Consider the following 23,220-nt stretch of genomic DNA (forward strand, 5'->3'; position numbering starts at 1 on the left):
AGCCGGGAGATCGAACGTCTTGTCGACCCGCTTCCCTGCGCCCCTGAAGGGCGGCAGCCTCTCGCGCCGCAGCGTGCTGGCCCTGGGAGGAGCGGCCGCGGCTGCGGCACTCCTGCCCGGCCGCGCCTTCGCGGCCAGCCCCACGGACAAGCCGCTGCATGGGCTTTCCGCCTTCGGCGACCTCAAATACGGGCCCGGCTTCACCCATTTCGACTATGTCAACCCCGGCGCCCCGAAGGGCGGCACGTTCAACTTCGCCCCGCCCAACTGGGTCTACAACCAGAACGTCTTGTCGTTCAACACGCTGAACTCCTTCGTGCAGCGCGGCGATGCCCCGCCGCGCATGGAGATGTGCTTCGATTCGCTGATGGCCCGGGCGCTGGACGAGCCGGATGCGGTCTACGGCCTGCTGGCCGAAAGTGTCACCATCAGCGCCGACCGCAACAGCTTCGTCTTCCGGCTGCGCCCCGAGGCGCGGTTCCACGACGGTTCGCCGCTGACGGCCGCGGACGTGGCCTTTTCCTTCGATATCTACAAGCAGAAGGGCCATCCCGACCTCTTGCTGCCGCTTCGCGAGATGACCGAGGTCGTGGCGGTCGATGCCACCACCGTGCGGCTCGACTTCTCCGGCAACCAGTCCCCACGGACGATCCTCGACCTCGTCGGCTTTCCGATCGTCTCGAAGCCCTATTTCGAGGCCAATCCCTTCGACGGGAGCCAGATAAAGGCCGCACTCGGTTCCGGCCCCTACAAGGTGGGAATGGTGCGGCCCGGCCAGACGATCGAATATGAGCGGGTCGCCGACTATTGGGGGCGCGACCTGCCGGTCAATCGCGGCCTCTACAATTTCGACCGGGTCCGCATCGATTTCTACCGCGAGCGGCAGGCGGGCTTCGAGGCGTTCAAGAAGGGCAACGTGCTCTTCCGCCAGGAATTCACGTCGCGCATCTGGGCCACCGGCTATGATTTTCCGGCCATTGCCCAGGGCAAGGTCGTCAAGCGGGAGTTTCCCGGCGAGAAGCGACCGTCGATGCAGGCCCATGCGATCAACCAGCGCCGCGAGCGCTTCCGCGACGAGAGGGTCCGCCGGGCGATAGCGCTCTGCTTCGATTTCGAGTGGACGAACCGCAACCTGTTCTATGGCGCCTATGAGCGGTCGCAAACACTGTTCGAGCGGTCGGCCTATCGCGCCGAGGGTCTGCCCTCGCCTGCCGAACTCGCTCTGTTGGAGCCATTCCGAGGCAAGATCCCCGAAGCCGCCTTCGGCGAAGCCGTGACGCAGCCGAAATCGGATGGATCGGGCCGCGACCGCAAGCTGCTCGGCACGGCCGCGCGGCTGGTGGCTGACGCCGGCTGGAAACGCGACGGCAAGCTGCTGCGCAATGAGAAGGGCGAAACGCTTGGTGTCGAGATCCTGGTGCAGGACGACGTGTTTGTCAGGGTCGACACGCCCTGGGTCGAGAACATGCGCGCGGTGGGCATCGACGCCTCGATCCGAATGGTCGACTCGGCGCAGTACCAGATGCGCCAGAACGACTTCGATTTCGACGTCATCGCCATGGCCGCATCCTTCAGCGCGACCCCGACCCGCGAGGGGGTCGAGCGCTTCTTCCATTCCCGCGCAGCCACGGTTCCGGGGACCAGGAACCTTCCTGGAACGATCGATCCGGCAGTCGACGCCATGGTCGATGCCGTCGGCCGGGCGCAGGACCGCGAGGGCCTGGTGACGGCCATGCGCGCCCTCGATCGCATCTTGCGCGCGCGGCTCGACTGGATTCCAAGTTGGTATTCCCCGAATCATCGGGCCGCCTATTGGGACATGTTCGGCTTCAAGGAGCCCAAGCCCGATTTCGGTTTTCCGGTGGAGTCGCTCTGGTGGTTCGACGAGGCGAAGGCGAAGCAAATTGGCAAGGGCTGATACTCTTTCCACCAGACGATCCTGTTCGGGGCGGGTGCGTATTTCGGCGCGCTCAGGAACGCGGCCCGTAGTCGTCAGTGCTCTACGTTGCCCCCCTCTGTCCTGCCGGACATCTCCCCCACAAGGGGGGAGATCGCGCCTTCATCCGCGACGGCGCTCAATTCGAAACATTGCCGGTTGGCGAAAGCCAAGCGGCCGGCTGATCTCCCCCCTTGTGGGGGAGATGTCCGGCAGGACAGAGGGGGGCAACGTAGAGCGCCGCCGTCCGCTTGTTTTCAAGGGAGCTTGGGCCTGATGGGTGCATATATTCTGCGGCGCATCCTGCTGATGATCCCGACGCTGTTCGGCATCATGGCCGTGTCCTTCGCGGTGATCCAGTTCGCTCCGGGCGGGCCGGTGGAGCAGGTCATCGCCAGGATCACCGGCCAGGGCGGCGACTCCGCGGACAGGCTTTCAGGCGGCGGCGCCGACGCCGGCAACAACACCAATTTCGACGCCGGCGGCGAGATCTCTTCCAAATATCGCGGCGCTCAGGGACTCGACCCGGAATTCATCGCGCAACTGGAGAAGCAGTTCGGCTTCGACAAGCCGCCGCTCGAGCGCTTCTTCAAGATGCTGTGGGACTATGCGCGTTTCGACTTCGGCGAGAGCTTCTTCCGCGATATCTCCGTCATCGACCTGATCATCGAAAAGATGCCGGTGTCGATCTCCATCGGCCTGTGGATCACGCTGCTCTCCTATCTGATCTCGATTCCCCTGGGCATCCGCAAAGCGGTGAAGGACGGCTCGGCCTTCGACGTCTGGACCAGCGGCATCGTCATCGTCGGCTACGCCATCCCCGGCTTCCTCTTCGCCATCCTCCTGATGGTTCTGTTCGCCGGCGGCTCCTTCTACGACTGGTTCCCGCTGCGCGGCCTCACCTCCGACAATTGGAGCGAGTTGTCTCTCTGGGGCAAGATCGTCGACTATTTCTGGCATCTCACGCTGCCGCTGACGGCGATGGTGCTGTCGGCCTTCGCCACCACGACCTTGCTCACCAAGAATTCGTTCCTCGACGAGATCCGCAAGCAATATGTCACCACGGCGCGCTCCAAGGGGCTGACCGAGCGCCAGGTGCTTTACGGCCATGTGTTCCGCAACGCCATGCTGATCGTGATCGCCGGTTTCCCCGGCGCCTTCATCTCGGCCTTCTTCACCGGCTCGCTGCTGATCGAGAACATCTTCTCGCTCGACGGGCTCGGCCTTCTCGGCTACCGCTCGGTGCTCGATCGCGACTATCCCGTGGTCTTCGCCAATCTCTACATCTTCGCGCTGATCGGCCTGATCGTCAGCCTCATCTCCGACCTCACCTATACCTGGATCGATCCGCGCATCGACTTCGAGCGGAGGGACGTGTGATGGCCGAAGTCCTGAGGAAAGCGGAGGTCGAAGAGGTGAGGGAGGTTCCGGCCCGGCCACGGCTGTCGCCGCTCAACCAGCGCCGCTGGCAGAACTTCAAGGCGAACCGGCGCGGCTACTGGTCGCTCTGGATCTTCCTCGTCCTGTTCGTGCTCTCGCTCTTCGCCGAATTCATCGCCAATGACCGCCCGATCCTGGCCTTCTACAAGGGCGAGCTGCTTTTCCCGACTGTCATCGACTATCCAGAGGAGAAGTTCGGCGGCTTCTATGCGGTGACCGACTATCGCGACCCCGTGATATCGGACGAGATCAGGGCCAATGGCTGGCTGATCTGGCCACCGATCCGCTACTCCTATCGCACCGTGAACAATGAGATCCCCGAGGCGGCCCCGGCCAAGCCGTCCTGGCTCTATCCGATCGAGAAGCGCTGCGAACGCTATCCGCTAGGCGTCGCCGACCCCAATTGCACCATCGGCAACTGGAACTGGCTGGGCACGGACGATCAGGCGCGCGACGTGCTCGCGCGCGTCATCTACGGCTTCCGCATCTCGGTGCTGTTCGGCCTCACGCTCACGCTGGCTTCGGCGATCGTGGGCGTATCGGCAGGCGCCGTGCAGGGCTATTTCGGCGGCTGGACCGACCTGCTCTTCCAGCGCTTCATCGAGATCTGGTCGTCGATCCCGGTGCTCTATCTGCTGCTGATCATCTCGGCCGTGCTGCCGCCGGGCTTCTTCATCCTGCTCGGCATCATGCTCCTGTTCTCGTGGGTCGCCTTCGTCGGCGTGGTGCGCGCCGAGTTCCTGCGCGCCCGCAACTTCGAATATGTCAACGCGGCGCGGGCGCTTGGCGTGCCCAACCGCACCATCATGTTCCGCCACCTCCTGCCCAATGCCATGGTGGCGACCCTGACCTTCCTGCCTTTCATCCTCAACGGTTCGATCACGACGCTCACTTCGCTCGACTTCCTCGGCTTCGGACTGCCGCCCGGCTCGGCCTCGCTCGGCGAACTGCTCAAGCAGGGCCAGCGCAATCTCAACGCGCCGTGGCTGGGGCTCTCGGGCTTCGTTGTGATCTCGCTGATGCTGTCGCTGTTGATCTTCGTCGGCGAGGCGACACGAGACGCCTTCGATCCCAGGAAAACGTTCAAATGAGTGAGTCGACATGGTATAATTTCAACGGCATTCTACCGTGGAGGCTGCGATGAGCCTGAATATCAAGAACGACGAGGTCCACCGCCTGGCAAGGGAGGTTGCGCAGCACACGGGCGAGTCTCTCACTTCGGCCGTGCTCACGTCCCTTCAGGAACGGCTGGCACGCCTCAAGAAGGACAGCGATTTCGAGTTGAGAAAGGCTAGGATAGAGGAGATCCTGCGCAGATCCGGCCCGACGGCACCCGGCGTCACGAGCGACCACTCCGACCTTTACGATGAGTTCGGCCTGCCGAAATGATCGTAGACGCTTCGGCTCTGCTGGCGGTGCTTCTTGAGGAGCCAGAGAAAGACACCTTTCGCGACCGCATGCTTCTGGCCGAGGCGCTCTCCATGTCGCCTATCAATTATCTCGAAGCCTCCGTGCGCGCAGACGACCAGCGGCACCCAGCAAAGGGAGCGGAGTTGGACAATCTGATGGGAGAGTTCGGCATAAGAATCGCAACCGTGACCGCGGAGCAGGCTCATCTTGCCCGCGAGGCCTATCAGAGATTCGGCAAGGGCAATCATCCGGCCAAGCTCAATCTGGGCGACTGCTTCGCCTATGCCCTGTCCAAGGCCCGTGGGGAGTCGTTGCTTTTCAAGGGGAATGATTTTGGCCTGACCGACGTGGAGGCTGCCCTTTGAACTCTCCGCTGCTTTCCGTGCGAGATCTCTCGGTCGCCTTCGATCAGGGTGGCAACACGACCACCGCCGTCGACCATATCTCCTTCGACATCGCCAAGGGCGAGACTGTGGCGCTCGTCGGCGAATCCGGTTCCGGAAAATCGGTCTCCGCGCTTTCCGTGCTGAAGCTGCTTCCTTACCCGCCGGCCAGCCATCCTTCCGGACAGATCCTCTTCCAGGGCAAGGACCTCCTGGCAAAGGGCGAGAAGGAACTGCGGCGCGTGCGCGGCAACAAGATCACCATGATCTTCCAGGAGCCGATGACGTCGCTCAACCCGCTGCACACGATCGAACGACAGATCGGCGAGATCCTGTCGATCCACCAGGGCCTGAACGATAGGCAGGCGCGTGCACGCACGCTCGAACTGCTGCAGGAAGTCGGCATCCGCGACCCGCAGAAGCGCCTCGACGCCTATCCGCACCAGCTTTCGGGCGGCCAGCGCCAGCGCGTCATGATCGCCATGGCGCTGGCCAACGAGCCCGAATTGCTGATCGCGGACGAGCCCACCACCGCGCTCGACGTGACGGTGCAGGCACAGATCCTGGAACTGCTCGCCAGACTGAAAGCCAAGAACGGCATGTCGATGCTGTTCATCACCCACGACCTCGGCATCGTGCGCAAGATCGCGGATCGCGTGTGTGTGATGACGCGCGGCAAGATCGTCGAGAGCGGGCCGACCAGCGATATCTTCGCCCAGCCGAAGCACGACTACACCAAACATCTGCTCGCCGCCGAGCCCAAGGGCCGGCCGCCGGCCGCCGACGCGACGGCGGAGACCGTGATGACGGGCGACAAGATCAAGGTCTGGTTCCCGATCAAGCAGGGCTTCTTCCGCCGGACCGTCGACCATGTGAAGGCGGTGGACGGCATCGACGTGACGGTGCGGGCCGGCCAGACGCTGGGCGTGGTTGGCGAGTCCGGTTCCGGCAAGACGACGCTGGGCCTGGCGCTTTGCCGCATGATCTCGTCCGAGGGCAGGATCCACTTCAACGGACAAGACATCGACGCTTTGTCCTTCAACGCGATGCGCCCGCTGCGCCGCGAGTTGCAGATCGTGTTCCAGGACCCGTTCGGCTCGCTCAGTCCGCGCATGTCGGTCAGCGAGATCATCCAGGAGGGGCTGGCGATCCACGAGCCGAAACTCACGGTCGACCAGCGCGAGGGACGCGTGATCGACGTTCTGGAAGAAGTTGGGCTCGATCCGGACACCCGCCACCGCTATCCGCACGAATTCTCCGGCGGCCAGCGCCAGCGCATCGCGATCGCCCGCGCCATGGTATTGAAGCCGCGCTTCGTGATGCTCGACGAGCCGACCTCGGCGCTCGACATGAGCGTGCAGGCCCAGGTCGTCGACCTCCTGCGCGACCTCCAGGCCAAGCACGACCTCGCCTATCTGTTCATCAGCCACGACCTGAAGGTGATCCGGGCGCTCGCCAACGATGTCATCGTGATGCGCAATGGCAAGATCGTCGAACACGGGCCGTCGATGCAGATTTTCGAGCGCCCCCAGACGGAATATACGCGTGCGCTGATCTCGGCCGCGTTCCGGATCGAAACCGCGCCCGAGGGCGCGGTCAGCCAGTAAACTAAAGCATCGGACCCGAAAGTGGTTACCGGTTTCGGGACAGATCCGATGCTGAAATCCAAGTGAGAAGAGAAATGTCGGGCCAACCCACCAGCCGCGTCCTGCTGTCGGTCACAGGCATCAACCCGCGCCGCTGGCACCAACTCCTGTCGGCCCGCCGGGAGGTCGTGCTTGAGCCGGACGGCGAGGCGGATCCCTCGATCACCTATGCGGTCGTCTGGAAGCAGCGTCCCAATGTCCTGTCGAAGCTGCCCAATCTCAAGGCGATCTTCTCCGTCGGCGCCGGTGTCGACCACGTGTTCCACGACCCCGGCCTGCCCGATGTCCCGATCGTGCGGGTCGTCGCCGACAATCTGACCCAGTACATGACCGAATATGTGGTCTGGAGGGTGATGGACCACCATCGCCAGGGCGCCCTGTACCGTAGCCAGCAGGCCCGCAAGGTCTGGCATGAGCCGCCGCAGCGGCCGGCCGGCGACATTTCCGTCGGCATCATGGGGCTCGGCACGTTGGGGCGCGCTTCCGCCACGGCACTGCTGTCGCTCGGCTTCCGCGTCAACGGCTGGAGCCGCACCGACCGCCCGATGGACGGTGTGTCCACCTATCACGGCGAGGCGGGACTCGTCCCGTTCCTCAATTCGACCGACATCCTCGTCGTGCTCCTGCCGCTGACGGCGGCGACCGAGGGCATGATCGACTACGATCTCCTGGGGCAGCTACGCCGCCGCAACGGGCTGGGCGGGGCCGTGCTGATCAATGCCGGACGCGGCCGCCTGCAGCGCGACGCGGACATATTGCGCGCTCTCGACGACGGCACGCTGAAAGAAGCGAGCCTTGACGTGTTCGAAACCGAACCACTGCCGGAGACAAGCGGGCTTTGGTCGCATCCCAAGGTGTTCATCACGCCGCATGCCGCAGCGACATCCGACCCCGATCATCTCGTCGGCCCGATGCTCGACCAGATGGACGCATTCGAGCGCGGCGAGCCGCTGCGGGATCTGGTGGACAGGGAAGCGGGTTATTGAGCGGATCGGTGCTGGCGAGGGCGCCGATCTGCCTTTCGGTGTCCAATTGTCTGTCGCGCCAAGCAACCCCTCATCCGACCGCGCGGAGCCTGTCCTCGGGCTTGCCGGAGGCAAGACCCGTGGGCGCGGCCACCTTCTCCCACAAGGGGAGAAGGCCGGAGCCCGGCATTGCCGCCTCTGCAAATCACCAACGCTCGCGACTGGCGGAAGCGTTGCGGCAGGCGTTGCCTTCTCCCCTTGTGGGAGAAGGTGGCCTCGCGCAGCGAGGTCGGATGAGGGGTAATCCAGCGAGACGCATACCGCGCGAGCGCGTAGCAGGTTGCCTTGATGCAATTATCGTCGGGATCTTCTCGCCGGTTTGAAGGCGGCCATCGACCAATCAAAGCGCAGCCACAGCCCTATCCAAGCGCCTTCAACACATCGGCCGACGTCGTGACCCAGCCCAGCGCGTGCTCGAAGTTCCACAGCGTCGCCTGGCGGTTGAAGTCTGGGCCCGACTGGTTCATCGCATCCTCGACCAGGATCGGCCAGAAGTCGCGGAAATAGGCTTCGCGGGCTGTGCTCTCCACGCAGATGTTGGTGGCGATTCCTGTGAACAGCAGATGGCGGATGCCGCGGCTGTTGAGATGGTCTTCAAGTCCGGTCCGGGCAAAGCCGCTGTAGCGCGCCTTGCGGATGACCGCATCGCCCGGCTCGGGAGCCAGTTCCGGAACGATCTGCCAGTCCCACGTGTCCTCTATGAGCAGCCGGCCGGCCAGTTCGGGCCGGTTGCGCATCATGACCAGCGCCAGTTCCTTGTGATAGACCGGCAGCGACGGGTCGCCGGCATCGCTGAGATCGGACTTGAACCCCATTTGCAGGTAGATCACCTCGATGCCGGCCTTGCGGCATGCTGCAAGCAGCCGCTGGTTGGCGTCGATGGCCGGCGCGGCGCCCGAAATGTCGATACCGGCAAGGTCGAACATGCCGCCCCTGGAGGCAAAGGCGTTCTGCATGTCCACCACGATCACGGCCATGCTGCGCGGCTCGATCGAAATCGGTTCCGGCCTGGTCGACAAGGTAATCATGAGCATCCTCCAAATCCTCGCGGCAGCCCTATCGCATGATCCCGAAAATCGGGATCGGGTTCGGCAGGCGCCATGCGTCGTTTCAGGCCCGGTCGGACGCTCGGCGCCCTACGCCGCTTCCCTGACCTGATAGTCCTTGACTGCGGCGAAGCTGATCGCCTTCCAGCGCTCGGCCTCGTAATTCAGACCGAATTCATGCGGCGCCAGGAACACCGGGTCTCCATCGAGGTCGCGGGCGATGTCGCCGCGATGCGTATCTAGGAAGCGCTGCAGTTCGGACCGTTCGGCGGCAGAAATCCACCGGCAGACCGAGAAGCGCGCCATCTCGAAATCGACCGGCAGGCCGTATTCGACCGAAAGCCGCTCCCTGAGGACGTCGAGTTGCAGGGCGCCGACCACGCCGACGATCGCCGGCGAGCCGTCCTCTGGCGAGAAGAGCTGCACCACGCCCTCCTCGGCCATCTGCTGCAGGGCTTCCTTGAGCTTCTTGGCCTTCATGGCGTCGCCCAGGCGCACGCGGCGCAGGATCTCTGGCGCGAAATTCGGCACGCCCCGGAATAGCAGTCCCTCGCCCTCGGTCAGCGTATCGCCGATGCGCAACGTGCCGTGGTTCGGGATACCGACGACGTCCCCGGCATAGGCCTCGTCGGCGGTGATGCGCGAGCGGGCGAAAAAGAACTGCGGCGCCGAAAGGCTCATGGGCTTGCCCGTGCGCACCAGCTTCGCCTTCATGCCGCGCTCGAGCTTGCCCGAGCAGACCCGCACGAAGGCGATGCGGTCGCGATGGTTCGGATCCATATTGGCCTGGATCTTGAAGACGAAGGCGCTCATGCCTGATTCCGTCGCCTCGACCGTGCGGCTGTCGGCTTCCTGGGCGCGCGGCGCCGGGCCGAACTCACCCAGCGCCTCGATCAGGTCGCGCACGCCGTAATTGCGCAGCGCCGAGCCGAAATAGACCGGAGTCATATGACCCTCGCGGAAGGCGTCGCGATCGAAGGGACGGCAGGCCTCGCGCGCCAGTTCCAGTTCCTCGATGAATGCCTCGCGCTCGTTGTCGGGCAGCAGGCCGGCGACGCGGTTGGAATCGGGCCCGTGGACCGGGAGACGTTCCTCCTGCTCGTCGCTCTGGCGCACCGCATTCTGGGCGAGATGATAGGTTCCGGAGAAGGTCTTGCCGCGGCCGATCGGCCAGGTCACCGGCGCGGTGTCGAGCGCCAGCTTGGCCTCGATCTCGTCGAGTATCTCGAACGGATCACGGCTCTCCCGGTCCATCTTGTTGACGAAGGTGACGATGGGGATGTCGCGCAGGCGGCACACCTCGAACAGCTTCAGCGTGCGCGGTTCGATACCCTTGGCAGCATCGATGACCATGACGGCGGAATCGACCGCCGACAAGGTGCGATAGGTGTCGTCGGCGAAGTCCTCGTGACCGGGCGTATCGAGCAGGTTGAAGACATGGTCGCCATATTCGAAGGTCATCACAGAGGTGACCACCGAAATACCGCGCTCGCGCTCGATCTTCATCCAGTCGGAGCGCGTCTGGATCCTGTCCTTCTTCGCCTTCACCTCGCCGGCGAGCTGAATGGCGCCGCCGAACAGAAGCAGCTTCTCGGTCAGCGTGGTCTTGCCGGCGTCCGGGTGCGCGATAATCGCAAAGGTGCGGCGGCGCGCGACCGCCTTTTTGATGTCTTCAGCCAAAGCGGAAATTCCTGTCGTGCGGCGGAGAACTGCCTGCTTCCCGGATCGGCGGTAGAGACCCCGACCGAACCGCGCAAGGGAGCAAAAAGCAGACTGTTCCCGGTGCCATCCTGTCGGCGGCGCTTCTAACAGGAGCAAGCGCGCCTGTCGAATGTTAAGTAGGCCGACTGGGCCGCCAGAGCCAGCTTCGCGTCCGGCGCGAAAGGCCTGATCGACGGGCCGTCCCTCGAGGATGCCTGCGCCTCCACGGAGCCTCGATCGCCGGCGCGGCCATCCGGGCCGCCTGGCCTCGCGCCAACCGGCGCAGGCCAGTAGTCGCGTGATCCAACGGTTGATCTGATCGATCGACCGTTGGCTAGCCGTTCACCGAGATCACGGCCTCGATTTCCACCGTGATGTTGCCCGGCAGAGAGGCCAGGCCGACGGCCGAGCGAGCGTGACGCCCGGCGTCGCCGAAGACGGAAATGAACAGGTCCGAGCAACCGTTGATGACCTGCGGATGGTCCTCGAACTCGGGCGCCCCGTTGACCATGCCGAACAGCTTCACGATGCGCCTGACCCGTGCAAGATCGCCGACTGCGGCCTGCATGACGGAAATCAGATTGATGCCGGTGAGCCATGCATGCCCATAGGCTTGGGCGACCGTCACCGTGCCTCCGACCTTGCCCCTGTGCACGCGTCCGTCGGCCTCCTGTGGCCCCTGCCCCGAAAGGAAGAGAAGATCCCCTTCCTGCACATGGGTAAGGAAGTTGGCGACGGGTTTCGGCGGAGGCGGCAGCAGAATGCCGAGTTCCGCCAGCCTCTCCTGCGGTGACCGCGAGCGCTGCGCGTTGCGTTCGGTCATGTCCATCTGTCGCTCCGTCCTTGTGTTTCTTCGGGCGCCCACGGTCGCGGCAAACGAGCGTGCAGGCTATGGTCCTGATGGCGCCTATTCGACATTGTGGCAGGCCGCTTCCGCGCCCGATCCGACTACCCGCAGCTGTGGCCGCTCCACGCGGCACCTCTCGGTGGCGAGAGGGCACCTCGGGTGGAAGCGGCAGCCGGAAGGCGGGTCGAGGGGGCTCGGCACTTCGCCGCGCGGTATCCTGGCCCTTTGATGCCGACGAGCGGGATCGGGCCGCGGCACCGCGTCCATGAGCGCGCGCGTATAGGGATGGCGCGGGCTTGCGAACAAGGCCCGCGTTTGCCCGATCTCGACGATCCTTCCCAGATACATCACCGCGACCCTGTCGCTGATGTGCTGGACGATGCCGAGATCGTGCGCGATGAAGAGATAGGCGAGACCGAGCTCGCGCTGGATGTCGGACATCAGGTTCACGACCTGGGCCTGGATCGAGACATCGAGGGCCGAAACCGGCTCGTCGGCAATGATCAGCGGCGGGTTCAAGGCGAGCGCCCGCGCAATAGCCAATCGCTGCCGCTGCCCGCCGGAGAATTTGGAAGGTACATTGCGCAACTGGTCGGCGCGCAGCCCGACCCGTTCGAAGAGCTCGGCAACGCGCGCACGGCGCGCGCCCGCGTCGTAGCCGCCATGCACGATCAACGGCTCCGCCACGATGTCCTCTGCGCGCTGGCGCGGGTCGAGCGAACCGTAGGGATCCTGGAAGATCATCTGCAGGCGGCGGCGAAGCGGCCGCATGGCGCCATAGGAGGCATGGGTGATGTCGGTGCCTTCGAGCAGGATCCGGCCCGCGCTTGGCTCCAGCAGCCTGACGATCATCTTGCCGACCGTCGATTTGCCACAGCCGGATTCGCCGACAAGTCCCAGCGTCTCGCCGCGGGCGATCGCGAAGGACACGCCGTCGACCGCGTGGACCGTCGCCGGCTCACCGCCAATGCCGCCGCTCACGGTGAACGTCTTGGCCAGGTCGCGGACATCGAGCAAGGGGCTCATCGGGCATCTCCGACGGGATGCCAGCAAGCCTCCTGCCGCAGCGGCACGACCTCGACCAGGGGCGGTCGAGACTTCCGGCACCGATAGGTGCTGCGCGGACAACGCGGCGCAAAGGCGCAACCCTCGGGCAGGTCCCAAAGCGCGGGAACAGTTCCCTTGATCTCGGCGAGGCGGCCCCGTGTCGTCGCCTCGTCGGGCGCCGTGACATGTGGGATCGAGCCGAGGAGGCCATGGGTGTAAGGATGGCGCGGCGCGGCGAAGAGCTGCCCGGCGGTCGCCTGCTCGACGATCCGGCCGGCATACATCACCGCCACCCGATCGGCGGTCTCAGCGACGACCGCGAGGTCATGCGTGATGAGGATCGTCGCCATGCCGAGTTCACTCTGCAGGTCCCTCAAGAGATCGAGAATCTGTGCCTGGGTCGTCACGTCGAGCGCCGTCGTCGGCTCGTCAGCGATGAGCAGATCAGGATCGCAGGCGAGTGCGAGCGCGATCACGACACGCTGGCGCATGCCGCCCGACATCTGGTGCGGATAATCGTCGAAACGGCGCTTGGGGTCGGGGATGCGGACGAGGTCGAACAGTTCCTCGACTCGCCGGCGCGCCGCCGCCCCATCCATGCCCTTGTGCAGTTCGAGGGCTTCGGCAACCTGCCACCCCACGCGCATTGTGGGGTTGAGCGCCGTCATGGGCTCCTGGAAGATCAGGCCGATCCGGTTGCCGCGTATGGCACGCAAATCGTGCTCCGTCGCCGCGGCCAGATCGAGGTCGCCGAAGGCCATGCTGCCGGCGGTGATTTCCGCCGCGGGAGGCAGAAGGCGCATCACCGAGAGCGCCGTCATGCTCTTGCCGGAGCCCGACTCTCCGACAAGCGCCAGCACCTCGCCGGCGGCGACCTGGAAGCCGAGATCAGAGACGGCGTCGAACGACCGTCCGCCGGTGGTCAGGCGAACCGTCAGGCCTTCAACGGAGAGGACCGGCTTCATCCGTCCGCCCCGTGGGCCGCACGCAGCGCAGGGAAGATGGCAAGTGCGTTGTCGCGCAGGATCGCCCTTCGATCGGCATCCGAGAGATAATCGCTGTAGCCGGTGAAATAGGTCAGCGACTGGCGATAAGTGCAGTAGCGGTCGACATTCGGCGTGTCGGAGCCCCAGGCGAAACGCCCGGCTCCGAAACGGTCGACCAGCTGCCGGATGTGATTGTGGGCGCGCGGATAAGGATAGTCCTGCTTGCCGCCCCAGGCGATAGGATAGAGGATCTCGGCGGAAACGGGCGCCTGCGTGAGCAGCATGGCCAGCACGTCGGGCAGGATGAGCCTGTCCCGCTCGTCGGCATAGAGTGCCGTCGGCACGCCGTGGACCAGGACGTGATGTATCCCCGGGAAGCGCTCGACGACCCGCGCCAGATGTCTCATCTCGTCTTCGTAGGTGCCGACGGGCGAACTCCCTGACTGGACCCAGCAGACCGGCAGGCCGCTCTCTTCAACCGCGCGCCAGAACGGATCATAGGCCTTGTCCGAGTGGAACGGCTGATAGCCACTGCGGAACATTCCCGTCGTCGTGAAGTAGACGCCGCTCATGCCCAGCCGACCGATCTGGTCGTGCAGCCGGGCGATCTCGTCATCGGTGAAGGCAAAGGCCTCCTCGACCTGGGCCAGGCCGACGAAGCGCCCGGGGTGAGCGGCCGCAGCCGCGGCAAAGTTCTCGGCGAGATTGCCGTAGATATGGTCGTTCTGCAGCACCGCTTGCGCGACGCCGCCATAATCCATGAACGCCACGAGCCTCTCGGCATCCATGGAGAGATCGTCCATCCAGGGCGGCAGGAACTGGACGTAGTAGTCCTCTCCGCGATCCGTCCATTCGAACCGTCCGAAGCGGCCTGCACGGAAGGCGGTGTCGCGGGCTCCGGCCGGCGACGGGTCGGTCGGATCCCAAAGCATACGCTCAGTCACGATCGCATCGTCGCGCCGGCGCCGGTAGGGCTGGTTGCCATGCATGTGCATGGCGCGCTGCTGATGCAGGCGATGCGTCGCCACGTCGGCGAAACCGGAAGCGCCCGCCGCCGGAGGAAAGATGTGGGCGTGGCAGTCGATGACGCCGAAATCCATGACGCCGAAGTCCATTCTGGCACCCTTTGATCTAGGAATTCGCATTGGGATCGAAGAGATCGCGCAATCCGTCGCCGAGCGCATTGAAAGCGAGCACGAGCAGGGAAATGGCGATACCGGGCGCGAGGACCAGATGCGGCGCGATGGTGAGATACTCGCGACTGGCGCCGAGCATGGTGCCCCATTCGGGCGCCGGCGGCTGTACCCCGAGGCCGAGAAAGCCCAAGGCCGAACCGATGAGCACCGCCTGCCCCGCATTGAGGCTGAGCTCGATGACGATGACGGTCACGGCGTTCGGCAGAATGTGCCGCAGCAATACCCGCGCATGGCTCATGCCGATGGTGATGGAGGCCGCGACGAAGTCTTCCTGGGCAAGTTCTATGACGCGCCCGCGCACGAGGCGGGCGAGCGGCGGAATGAAACTGGCGGTGATGGCGATGGTGAGCCCCGTGGCACTCGCCCCGGCCACCGAAGCGATGGCAATGGCCAGCACGATGTTGGGGACCGTCAGCAGCAGGTCGATGACGGTGGTGACGATCCGGTCGGTGAGCCCGCCGAAATAGCCGGCGATCGAGCCCAGGGCCACGCCGCCCAGGCCGGCGAAGAATACCGAAACGAGCGCGATCGAAAGCGTGTAGCGGGTGCCGGCGATCAGCCGCGAGAGTATGTCGCGGCCGACATTGTCGGTGCCGAGGAGATGCGCGGCCGAGGGCGGTTCGAGCAGCTCAAGCAAGTCCTGAACGTTAGGGTCGTAGGGCACGATCGCCGGACCGAACAGCGCCAGGAAGACGAAGCAGGGCAGCAGGAGGGCGCCCGCCATGAGGTAGACGTTGCGGTTGCGGAGCAGCCTGCGCGGATGAACGGAAACAGCCTCAGGCATAGCGCAGCCTCGGGTTGACGAGACGGTAAATGACCTCGACGGCGATGTTCACGAACAGGAAGCCGACGACGAACACCAGCGTGATCGCCTGGATGAGCGTGTAGTCGCGTACCGAGACCGCGGTCAGCATCAGGTCGCCGATGCCGGGCCAGGCGCACAGCCGTTCGACCACGACCGAGCCGCCCAGGAGATATCCGGTCTGCAGGCCGATCACGGTGACGGTCGGTATCATCACGTTGCGCAGCACATGGCGCCGCAGCACCAATGGCGGGGCCATGCCCTTAGCGCGCGCGGTGCGGACATAGTCCTTGCGCAGTTCCTCGATGACGACGCCGCGCGTCATTCGCGCGACCAGCGCGATCAGGCGGGCGGCGAGCGCCAGGGTCGGGATGACGAGCGACAGGGGCCCTTCGGCTCCGAAGCTCGGCAACAGGCCGAGGTTGACGGAAAGGAACGCGATCAGGACCATTCCGAGCCAGAAATTCGGGATCGCCAGCAGGCCGACGACGACGAAGGAGATGGCATAGTCCGGCCAGCGGTTGCGGTTCGCGGCCGCCGCCACACCGGCCGGGATCCCCGCGACGATGGTGAGCAGAATCGCCGAAGCCGTCAGCGCCAGCGTGGCCGGCAAGCGCTCGAGGATGTGCGGCATCGGATTGCCGCGGAAGGTCGAGGAAAACCCGAAGTCGCCGGACAGGAGCCCGACGACATGGCCGACATATTGCTGGACGAGCGGCCGGTCGAGACCGAGCTGGACTCGAACCGCCTCGATCTCGGCCTGGGTCGCGGTCGCTCCGGCGACGAAGGAAGCTTCATCGCCGGGCACGGACTTGAAGATCACGAACAGGATCGTCACCACGCCCAGCACGACCAGCGGTATGGTGGCGAAACGCTTGACCAGGAACCTCAGCATCGTCAGCCGTCTAAAGCACCCACTCCATCAGCTCTTGGCGTTGCGCAGCGACGTGAAGACGATCGGCAGCACCTCGACGCCGGTCACCCCCTGGCGGACGGCGGTGACGTTCTCGTTGATCTGCAGCCACAGATAGGGTGCGTCTTCCCAGACCAGGCGTTGCGCCTCGCCGAGGGCCTCCATGCGCTCGGATTCACCTGGCGCGCTGTCGGCCGTAACCAGGAGCTCGTCGACCCTGGGATTCTTGTAGCGGCCGATGTTCCACACCTCCGGCTTGGCGTCGTCGTCGGCGTTGGAGCGGAAGAGCGACGCCATATGGTAGGCGCCCGACGCATTGGACGGATTGAAGCCGAACATGGCCAGGTCCCACTTCAGATTGGCCTTGTCCTGGCGCAGATGATCCCAATAGGCGCCCTTCTCGATCTTGGTGATCGCCGCGTCGACGCCAACCTGCTTGAGCGAGGCGGCCACGATTTCGGCTACGGCTATGTCGCCGGGAAAAAGCCCTTCGGGGGCATAAAGCGCAAGGCTGAGCTTTGCCCCGTCCTTGGCGACGACGCCGTCACTGCCTGGCGCGTAACCCGCCTCGGCCAGAAGCGCCTTTGCCTTTTCCTGATCGAAGACGCTTTCGCCGACAGTCTTATGACCGATCGTGTCGAAGGCGAGCGGCGAATCCGGCGCCTTGGCGAAGCCGAAGAAGACCTTCTCTGCGATGGTGGCGACCGGAACGGCAAGGTTCAGCGCCTGACGCACCTTCTGATCGGCCAGCGGAGGCCGGGTGAGGTTGAAGGCCAGGCCGATCGGGCGCAGCCCAGGCCGTCGGATGATATCGGCATTCGGTGACTGGCTGATCTGCTGGACGAGTTGGACCGGGACGGAGTCGATGACGTCGACGGCTCCGGTGCTGAGGGCGTTGATGCGGGTCGCTGGCTCGGCGATGAACTTGAAGACGATCCTGCCGGCACCCGGCTTGCCGCCCCAATAGCCGTCGAACGCCTTGAGGGCGAGTTCCTGACCCGGACTGAAGCCCTCCAGCATATAGGGGCCGGCGCCGACCGGGTTCTGCGCGAAACCGGCCTCGCCGTGCTTGGCAAGCGCCGCCGGCGAGACGATCGCCCCCGAACCATGCGCCAGCGTATTGGGCAACTGGGCGAACGGCCGGGAGGTCTTGATGACGACGGTGGTTGCGTCCGGAGTCTCTGCACCTGCGATGGGGTCCCACAGCGGCCGGTTGGTGGTGTTGCGCTCCTTGTCCATCATCCGCTCGATATTGAGCTTGACGGCCGCCGCGTCACACGGCGTGCCGTCGTGGAAGGTGACATTGGGCCGGAGCTTGAGGGTGCAGGATTTCAGATCCTGGCTCATCTCGTAGGATTCGGCGAGTTGCGGGACGATGCGCATGTCGGCATCGAAATCGAGCAGCCTGTCGAACAGGACCAGCGCCGCCTCGTAGCCACCGGGATAGCCGGTAAAGGCGCCATGGGCGGGATCGAGTGTCAGGATGCTCGTGCTCTGGCCGAAGGTGATCGTTCCCGACGAGGCCTGCGCCCAGGCCCTGATGGTGCCGGCGGGCAAGGCCGCGACGGCAGCGGACACGGCTGCTCCCGACAGAATATCTCTGCGATGCATGTCTCTCCCCTTTCTTGTCTGCCGCCGGACCACGCCCATCCGGCGTCGTTTCAAAGACACAGTTCGCTCCAGGTGAAGACGGCGGGCGTGCCGCCGGTATGGACGAAGACCACGACGTCGTCCTTGGAGAACCGGCCCTCGCGCACATGCGCGATCAGTCCGGCTGCCGCCTTGCCCGTGTAGATCGGATCAAGGATGATGCCCTCGGTCCGTGCGAAGAGACGGACCGCCTCGTTGCCGGCTTCGCTCGGGATGCCGTAGGCCTTGCCGACGAAGTCGGTGAAGTTGACGATATCCTCCTCGCCCACCACCAGATCCAGACCGAGCGCCGCCGCTGTCTGGTTGGTGATCGCCGCGGTCCGGGAGGGGATATGGAATTCATCGGTCGCAGTGACGCCATGCATGGCGAAATCGAGATCAAGCAGCTTCTGCGCCAGGACCATTCCGGCCTGCCCCTTGCCGCTGGACGACATGTAGAAACAGGCTGGCGACAGCTGCCGCTCGGCGAGTTGTTCGACGACTTCGAGCGTCACTTCGAGATAGGCGACGGCCGAAGCCACGTCGAACATGGGATTGTCGTTGAGGATGTGAGGCCGGCCGCCGGCATCGGCGACGGCGGCGGCAAGCGAATCGAGCTTCGCGCGCTGCTCTTCGCGATCACGGGCGAAATGCACCTCCGCCCCCAGCAGGTAATCGACGAGCAAATTGCCCTGGACATTGTTCGGCTGCCGCCCCTCCAGCACGAGGATGGTCCGTAGGCCGAGCTTGTTGCAGGCGCCGACAGTCTGCCTCGCCGAGTTCGACTGCAGGTCGAGGCCGACGATGACGGTATCAGGCTCGTCCTTCATGGCGTGGGCCAGCCGGAACTCCAGATTGCGCAGCTTGTTGCCGCCGAAGGCGACGCCCGTGAGATCGTCCCGCTTTACGAAGATACGCGGGCCGCCAAGAACCTGGCTGAGATTCTTCGCTTCCTCGATCGGCGTGCGCTTGAGAGCGATATCGAGGCGGCGGATCATCGCGATGCGCCCGCGGATCTCTGCGTGGGTCATGGGCAACGATGCGGCCATCAAGACAACCTCACGATCTCGGTCGGCGACGACCATGCTCTCTTCCACGCAGATTCGAGTTGACTGTCTCGTATCCAAGACATATGTCCTCTACTAAGGACACAATAGCAGCTGTCATCGCTTTCGCAAGGGCGCAGGAGAGATCGTGTCGGAGCAGCCTCGAGAATTCGCCGGCAAGCAGGCAACGGGCCGGGAACGCAGCGTCGACCGCATCCTGCAGATCCTCGAATTCCTCCATGGGCATGGCGAAGGCATCAGGATCGGCGCATTGGCGAAAGCTCTCAACGCGCCGCGCTCATCGACCTACACGCTGGTCAACGACCTGATGGAAGCGGAGCTGCTGGAGATCGCGGCCGAGGATGGCCGCATCTTCTTCGGCAAGAAGATCTATCTCTACGGCCTCAACTATCTGCGCGAGAACCCGCTGGCGAAGCGGGCACGCAAGGAGGTCGACCGCCTTGCCAAGGAGACCGGAGAGACAAGCGAGTTCTGCACCTTGCAGAATGGCCGCTACACGATCATCCATATGTGCCCTGGAACACGGCCTTTCCGCATCAGTTCGGCGGTTGGCCTGCAGATCCCGATACCCTGGACTGCCTCGGGCAGGTTGCTGCTCGCCGGCAAGACACGGGCCGAGATCGAGGAGATGATCGCGCCCGACGACCTCCGGCTGCCGGATGGCAGGCTCATCGAACTCGAGCAGTTCCTCGCGGCGGTCGACCAGGCGCGCTCGGACGGATATTGCCTCACCAAGGGATTGGTCGACGCCTATACACAATGTCTCGCGGCCCCGATCTACGCCGCCGACGGCAAGGTCGAGGCGACGATCTGCCTTGTGCTGCCGATCGATTCGTCCGAGGAGCAAAACGGCAAGCTCCGGCAGCGGCTGCTCGAAAGCAGCCGGACGCTCTCTGCCCACTGAAGCCCGCTCGACCGGCGCTCGATTCCGGGGGACGGACAGACTGGACGCTTGCAAGGGCGCGCCTGCTGGTCCATTGAGCCGCGAAACGACACTGGAAACACTGCCATGATGATCCCGCTTCTCGGCGTCGTCCGGCTTCCCCATGCCGACGGGTTGGCCGTGCCCTCCTACGAAACGGCCGGATCCGCCGGCATGGACCTGCGCGCGGCTGTCCCCGACGACCGTCCCATGCTCGTCCTGCCAGGCAAGCGCATGCTGGTTCCAACCGGCTTCGTCCTGGAGATACCCGAAGGCTTCGAGGGCCAGGTCCGCCCGCGCTCCGGTCTCGCGCTCAAGCACGGCATCACCTGCCTCAACACGCCGGGGACGATCGACAGCGACTATCGCGGCGAGGTGAAGGTGCTCCTCGTCAATCTCGGCGACGAGGACTTCCTGGTCACGCGCAGCATGCGCATCGCCCAGCTCGTGATCGCACCGGTCGTCCAAGCCACCATCGAGGAGCGCAGCCTGGCAGGCTCGACGGGACGCGGCGCCGGCGGGTTCGGCTCCACCGGAACGGCCTGATGGTTCCCGATCTCGTCATCTTCGACTGCGACGGCGTCCTGGTCGACACCGAGGGGCCGGGCAATCTGAGGCTGTCGCAATGGCTGACCGAGGCGGGTTATGCGATCAGCTATGAGGATTGCCGCAAACGCTTCTCCGGCCGCAGCATGACCTCTGTCCAGGCGGAGGTTGAAGCCGAGGGCGTCCCGCTCGGCGCGGATTTCGTCGAACGCTGGAACCTGGCGCTGCCCGATCTCTTTGCCGCCGGCGTCGACACCATCCCGAATGTGCGGGGCTTCATCGACGAAGTCCAGGCAGCCAGTCTGCCCTACTGCGTCGCCACCTCCGCCCGGCTGAGCAAGATGCAGATCACGCTGGGCGTGACCGGGCTCCTGCCGCTGTTCGCAGGCAGGATGTTCAGCGCCACCATGGTCGCACGCGGCAAGCCTTTTCCCGACCTCTTCCTGCATGCGGCCTCTGTGATGGGTTTCGCGCCCGAGCGCTGCGTCGTCGTCGAGGACAGCGTCGCGGGCACCCAGGCCGGCATCGCCGCCGGCATGCGCGTCTTCTCCTATTGCGGCGACCCTCTCGCCGATCGTGAAGGGCTCTCTTCGTCCGGCGGCATCCTGTTCGACGACATGCGCGCGCTGGCCAGACTGATCCCGCTGCGGTAGGAGGCTGAGACACCCAGGCTGGCAGCAGACTGGCCTGCGGGCGATTGGCGGCCGGGCGATCTGCCGCTACACTCGCGGCACCACCGTTCCCATCTATCGGATCCACGCCATGGACAAGGACCTCATCGCGAAGGCCAATGCCTTCCGGGCACTTCATCAGTCAGAAGGCGCCTTCATCATCCCCAATCCCTGGGACATCGGCACGGCGAAGCTGCTCGCCGCCCTCGGCTTCAAGGCGCTGGCCACCACCAGTGCCGGCTTCGCCTTTTCTCGCGGCCTTCCCGACGGCGGCGTCGGTTTCGAGGCGATGATCCACCATTGCCGCGACATTGCCGGCGCGACCGAGCTGCCCGTGTCGGCCGACCTCGAGAAAGGCAAGGGCGACAGCGCCGAAAGCGCAGCCGAGACCATCTTCGCCGCCGATGCTGCCGGACTTGCCGGCTGCTCGATCGAGGATCACACCGGCGACCCGGACAGCCCGATCTACGAGTTCTCCCATGCCGTCGAGCGGGTGGCTGCCGCGGCCGAAGCGGCACGTGCGCTGAAGCGCGACTTCGTCTTCACCGCGCGGGCGGAGAATTTCCTGTGGGGCCGCAACGACCTCGACGACACGATCCGACGCCTTCAGGCCTTCGAGAAGGCCGGCGCCGATGTGCTCTATGCGCCAGGCCTCACCGACATCGAGGCCGTGAGAGCGGTCTGCCAGGCGGTGTCGAAGCCGGTCAACGTGCTGGCCGTGCCGGGCTTCACCGTCGCCCAGCTCGCGCAAGCCGGTGCGAGGCGGATTTCGCTCGGCTCGAAGCTGACGACCTATGCCTTCGGCATGCTGCGGAAGGCGGCACGTGAAATGCTCGACGAAGGCCGCTTCGACTTTTCCCGCGAGGGCATTCCCTTCGGTGAATTGCAGGCGATGTTCTCGAAATGAAGGAAGTCCTGACCGTCGTCGACATGCATACGGGCGGCGAGCCCGTGCGGATCGTGACCGGCGGCTACCCTGCGGTCCCGCCGGGCACCATCCTGGAGAAGCGCGCCTATGTGCGCGATCACCTCGATCATCTGCGCCGCATGCTGATGTTCGAGCCGCGCGGCCACTACGACATGTATGGGGTCCTGCCGGTCGAGCCCGATCTGCCCGGCGCCGATCTCGCCGTGCTCTTCATGCACAACGAAGGCTATTCCACCATGTGCGGGCATGCGGTCATCGCGCTCGGCCGTTACGCCGTCGATCGGAAGCTGGTCGAGACCGTCGAGCCCGTCACCCGGGTCGGGATCGAATGCCCCTGCGGCCTTGTCGTCGCCTCGGTCGAGGTGAAGGACGGTAAGGCGGGCGCGGTTTCCTTCGAAAGCGTGCCGGCTTTCCTGTTCGCACGCGACCAGAGGATCGACGTGTCCGGCTTCGGCGAGATCGTCTTCGACATCGCCTATGGCGGCGCTTTTTATGCGCTTGCCGACTGCCGCCAGTTCGGTCTCGAATTCGGGCGGAGCCGCGCGCGCGCGTTCGTCGACGCCGCCTGCGCCGTCACCGACAAGGTGAAGCGCGACTTCCCGCTCGCCCATCCCGACCATGCCGATCTCGCCTTCCTCTACGGCACGATCCTGACCGACGGAGGTGACGGCGCCGGCAGCGTTGCGACACGCAACATCTGCGTCTTCGCGGAAGCCGAGGTCGACCGTTCGCCGACCGGATCGGGCGTGACCGCGAGGCTCGCGGCCATGCATGCCAAGGGCGAGATCGAACCCGGCGAGGCACGCCTCTTCGAAAGCGTCGTCGGCTCGCGCTTCACGGGCTCCGTGGCCCGGACAATGACATTCCCCGACGGGCGCGCCGGCATCGTCGCGCGTGTCGGCGGTCAGGCCTACTACTCCGGCACCGCGGAGTACTGGCTGGAGGACGGCGACACGCTGGGACGCGGGTTCCTGGTGCGCTGAGACGGCAAGCGGAGCCGGGGTCGCGCGGTGGCGCAAGCGATCGTCCTTCCCTGCCGGTCCGCTTTCGTGCGATAAGCGCCGCCTTGTCCGTTTGCA

22 protein-coding genes are annotated in these 23,220 nt (G+C 65.0%); 12 read left to right on the forward strand and 10 right to left on the reverse strand.

Translation table 11 applies throughout. The features are described 5' to 3' along the window. Positions 1-19: 19 nt before the first annotated feature. From JN302_RS38395 to JN302_RS38425, 7 genes are all read left to right on the forward strand, one after another. Positions 20-1,918, forward strand: a complete 1,899-nt coding sequence (locus JN302_RS38395) for an extracellular solute-binding protein (RefSeq protein WP_244846137.1) — start codon at positions 20-22, stop codon at positions 1,916-1,918. 294 nt (positions 1,919-2,212) lie between these two features. Further along, positions 2,213-3,316 (forward strand): microcin C ABC transporter permease YejB, encoded by a 1,104-nt coding sequence (locus JN302_RS38400; protein WP_202309426.1) that lies wholly within the window; start codon positions 2,213-2,215, stop codon positions 3,314-3,316. Beyond that, positions 3,316-4,467, forward strand: coding sequence for an ABC transporter permease (locus tag JN302_RS38405; RefSeq protein ID WP_202309427.1), 1,152 nt, complete (start codon positions 3,316-3,318; stop codon positions 4,465-4,467). Before JN302_RS38400 ends, JN302_RS38405 begins: the two co-directional genes overlap by 1 nt. Before the next feature lie 49 nt (positions 4,468-4,516). Further along, on the forward strand, positions 4,517-4,765 hold the full coding sequence (locus JN302_RS38410) for a type II toxin-antitoxin system VapB family antitoxin (RefSeq protein ID WP_202309428.1): 249 nt from the start codon (positions 4,517-4,519) through the stop codon (positions 4,763-4,765). Continuing rightward, the gene (locus tag JN302_RS38415; RefSeq protein ID WP_202309429.1) at positions 4,762-5,151 is read left to right on the forward strand and encodes a type II toxin-antitoxin system VapC family toxin; all 390 of its coding nucleotides are present in this window, start codon (positions 4,762-4,764) and stop codon (positions 5,149-5,151) included. The genes JN302_RS38410 and JN302_RS38415 overlap by 4 nt, the downstream gene beginning before the upstream one ends. Continuing rightward, entirely contained in the window at positions 5,148-6,776 is a 1,629-nt protein-coding gene (locus JN302_RS38420) for an ABC transporter ATP-binding protein (protein ID WP_202331121.1), read from the forward strand. The genes JN302_RS38415 and JN302_RS38420 overlap by 4 nt, the downstream gene beginning before the upstream one ends. Positions 6,777-6,850: 74 nt before the next feature. Next, entirely contained in the window at positions 6,851-7,801 is a 951-nt protein-coding gene (locus JN302_RS38425) for a 2-hydroxyacid dehydrogenase (RefSeq protein WP_202331122.1), read from the forward strand. Positions 7,802-8,199: 398 nt separating this feature from the next. Here the strand turns inward: JN302_RS38425 and JN302_RS38430 are convergent, their stop codons facing one another. The 10 genes from JN302_RS38430 to JN302_RS38475 form a co-directional block, all read right to left on the reverse strand. Beyond that, positions 8,200-8,868: a cysteine hydrolase family protein gene (locus JN302_RS38430; protein WP_202309433.1), complete on the reverse strand. Its 669-nt coding sequence runs from the start codon at positions 8,866-8,868 to the stop codon at positions 8,200-8,202. A 108-nt stretch (positions 8,869-8,976) separates the two neighbouring features. Next, positions 8,977-10,566, reverse strand: coding sequence for a peptide chain release factor 3 (locus tag JN302_RS38435; RefSeq protein ID WP_202331123.1), 1,590 nt, complete (start codon positions 10,564-10,566; stop codon positions 8,977-8,979). Positions 10,567-10,921: 355 nt separating this feature from the next. Continuing rightward, positions 10,922-11,416 (reverse strand): RidA family protein, encoded by a 495-nt coding sequence (locus JN302_RS38440; RefSeq protein ID WP_202331124.1) that lies wholly within the window; start codon positions 11,414-11,416, stop codon positions 10,922-10,924. Between the two features lie 78 nt (positions 11,417-11,494). Continuing rightward, positions 11,495-12,460 carry an ABC transporter ATP-binding protein gene (locus JN302_RS38445; protein ID WP_202331125.1) on the reverse strand — a complete coding sequence of 322 codons (966 nt, stop codon included), beginning with the start codon at positions 12,458-12,460 and terminating at the stop codon, positions 11,495-11,497. Further along, on the reverse strand, positions 12,457-13,446 hold the full coding sequence (locus tag JN302_RS38450) for an ABC transporter ATP-binding protein (protein ID WP_202331126.1): 990 nt from the start codon (positions 13,444-13,446) through the stop codon (positions 12,457-12,459). Before JN302_RS38450 ends, JN302_RS38445 begins: the two co-directional genes overlap by 4 nt. After that, positions 13,443-14,582, reverse strand: a complete 1,140-nt coding sequence (locus JN302_RS38455) for an amidohydrolase family protein (protein ID WP_202331127.1) — start codon at positions 14,580-14,582, stop codon at positions 13,443-13,445. Before JN302_RS38455 ends, JN302_RS38450 begins: the two co-directional genes overlap by 4 nt. A gap of 16 nt (positions 14,583-14,598) precedes the next feature. After that, a complete protein-coding gene (locus tag JN302_RS38460) occupies positions 14,599-15,447 on the reverse strand; it encodes an ABC transporter permease (RefSeq protein ID WP_202331128.1) in 849 nt (282 codons plus the stop codon). Then, positions 15,440-16,360 carry an ABC transporter permease gene (locus tag JN302_RS38465; RefSeq protein WP_202309440.1) on the reverse strand — a complete coding sequence of 307 codons (921 nt, stop codon included), beginning with the start codon at positions 16,358-16,360 and terminating at the stop codon, positions 15,440-15,442. The genes JN302_RS38460 and JN302_RS38465 overlap by 8 nt, the downstream gene beginning before the upstream one ends. A gap of 27 nt (positions 16,361-16,387) precedes the next feature. Beyond that, entirely contained in the window at positions 16,388-17,989 is a 1,602-nt protein-coding gene (locus tag JN302_RS38470; protein ID WP_202331129.1) for an ABC transporter substrate-binding protein, read from the reverse strand. Positions 17,990-18,039: 50 nt separating this feature from the next. Then, positions 18,040-19,092: a pyridoxal-phosphate dependent enzyme gene (locus tag JN302_RS38475; protein ID WP_202331130.1), complete on the reverse strand. Its 1,053-nt coding sequence runs from the start codon at positions 19,090-19,092 to the stop codon at positions 18,040-18,042. Positions 19,093-19,201: 109 nt separating this feature from the next. Between JN302_RS38475 and JN302_RS38480 the strand changes: the two genes are divergently transcribed. The 5 genes from JN302_RS38480 (at position 19,202) to JN302_RS38500 (ending at position 23,124) form a co-directional block, all read left to right on the forward strand. Then, on the forward strand, positions 19,202-19,978 hold the full coding sequence (locus JN302_RS38480; protein ID WP_244846138.1) for an IclR family transcriptional regulator: 777 nt from the start codon (positions 19,202-19,204) through the stop codon (positions 19,976-19,978). A gap of 105 nt (positions 19,979-20,083) precedes the next feature. Further along, entirely contained in the window at positions 20,084-20,542 is a 459-nt protein-coding gene (gene dut / locus JN302_RS38485) for a dUTP diphosphatase (RefSeq protein ID WP_202331131.1), read from the forward strand. Continuing rightward, a complete protein-coding gene (locus JN302_RS38490) occupies positions 20,539-21,195 on the forward strand; it encodes an HAD family hydrolase (protein ID WP_202334589.1) in 657 nt (218 codons plus the stop codon). Before dut ends, JN302_RS38490 begins: the two co-directional genes overlap by 4 nt. Positions 21,196-21,304: 109 nt before the next feature. Further along, positions 21,305-22,120 (forward strand): isocitrate lyase/PEP mutase family protein, encoded by an 816-nt coding sequence (locus JN302_RS38495; RefSeq protein ID WP_202331132.1) that lies wholly within the window; start codon positions 21,305-21,307, stop codon positions 22,118-22,120. Next, positions 22,117-23,124 (forward strand): proline racemase family protein, encoded by a 1,008-nt coding sequence (locus JN302_RS38500; protein WP_202331133.1) that lies wholly within the window; start codon positions 22,117-22,119, stop codon positions 23,122-23,124. The genes JN302_RS38495 and JN302_RS38500 overlap by 4 nt, the downstream gene beginning before the upstream one ends. Positions 23,125-23,220: the final 96 nt, after the last annotated feature.

The sequence above is a fragment of the Mesorhizobium sp. L-8-3 genome (assembly GCF_016756615.1).
Classification (GTDB): Bacteria; Pseudomonadota; Alphaproteobacteria; order Rhizobiales; family Rhizobiaceae.

Excerpts from the sequence above, each read along its gene's own strand:
- JN302_RS38400 (WP_202309426.1), top strand. The coding sequence starts at position 2,213 with ATGGGTGCATATATTCTGCGGCGCATCCTGCTGATGATCCCGACGCTG.
- JN302_RS38405 (WP_202309427.1), top strand. The coding sequence starts at position 3,316 with ATGGCCGAAGTCCTGAGGAAAGCGGAGGTCGAAGAGGTGAGGGAGGTT.
- JN302_RS38410 (WP_202309428.1), top strand. The coding sequence starts at position 4,517 with ATGAGCCTGAATATCAAGAACGACGAGGTCCACCGCCTGGCAAGGGAG.
- JN302_RS38415 (WP_202309429.1), top strand. The coding sequence starts at position 4,762 with ATGATCGTAGACGCTTCGGCTCTGCTGGCGGTGCTTCTTGAGGAGCCA.
- JN302_RS38425 (WP_202331122.1), top strand. The coding sequence starts at position 6,851 with ATGTCGGGCCAACCCACCAGCCGCGTCCTGCTGTCGGTCACAGGCATC.
- JN302_RS38430 (WP_202309433.1), bottom strand. The coding sequence starts at position 8,868 with ATGATTACCTTGTCGACCAGGCCGGAACCGATTTCGATCGAGCCGCGC.
- JN302_RS38440 (WP_202331124.1), bottom strand. The coding sequence starts at position 11,416 with ATGGACATGACCGAACGCAACGCGCAGCGCTCGCGGTCACCGCAGGAG.
- JN302_RS38445 (WP_202331125.1), bottom strand. The coding sequence starts at position 12,460 with ATGAGCCCCTTGCTCGATGTCCGCGACCTGGCCAAGACGTTCACCGTG.
- JN302_RS38450 (WP_202331126.1), bottom strand. The coding sequence starts at position 13,446 with ATGAAGCCGGTCCTCTCCGTTGAAGGCCTGACGGTTCGCCTGACCACC.
- JN302_RS38455 (WP_202331127.1), bottom strand. The coding sequence starts at position 14,582 with ATGGACTTCGGCGTCATGGATTTCGGCGTCATCGACTGCCACGCCCAC.
- JN302_RS38460 (WP_202331128.1), bottom strand. The coding sequence starts at position 15,447 with ATGCCTGAGGCTGTTTCCGTTCATCCGCGCAGGCTGCTCCGCAACCGC.
- JN302_RS38465 (WP_202309440.1), bottom strand. The coding sequence starts at position 16,360 with ATGCTGAGGTTCCTGGTCAAGCGTTTCGCCACCATACCGCTGGTCGTG.
- JN302_RS38470 (WP_202331129.1), bottom strand. The coding sequence starts at position 17,989 with ATGCATCGCAGAGATATTCTGTCGGGAGCAGCCGTGTCCGCTGCCGTC.
- JN302_RS38475 (WP_202331130.1), bottom strand. The coding sequence starts at position 19,092 with ATGGTCGTCGCCGACCGAGATCGTGAGGTTGTCTTGATGGCCGCATCG.
- dut (WP_202331131.1), top strand. The coding sequence starts at position 20,084 with ATGATGATCCCGCTTCTCGGCGTCGTCCGGCTTCCCCATGCCGACGGG.
- JN302_RS38495 (WP_202331132.1), top strand. The coding sequence starts at position 21,305 with ATGGACAAGGACCTCATCGCGAAGGCCAATGCCTTCCGGGCACTTCAT.
- JN302_RS38500 (WP_202331133.1), top strand. The coding sequence starts at position 22,117 with ATGAAGGAAGTCCTGACCGTCGTCGACATGCATACGGGCGGCGAGCCC.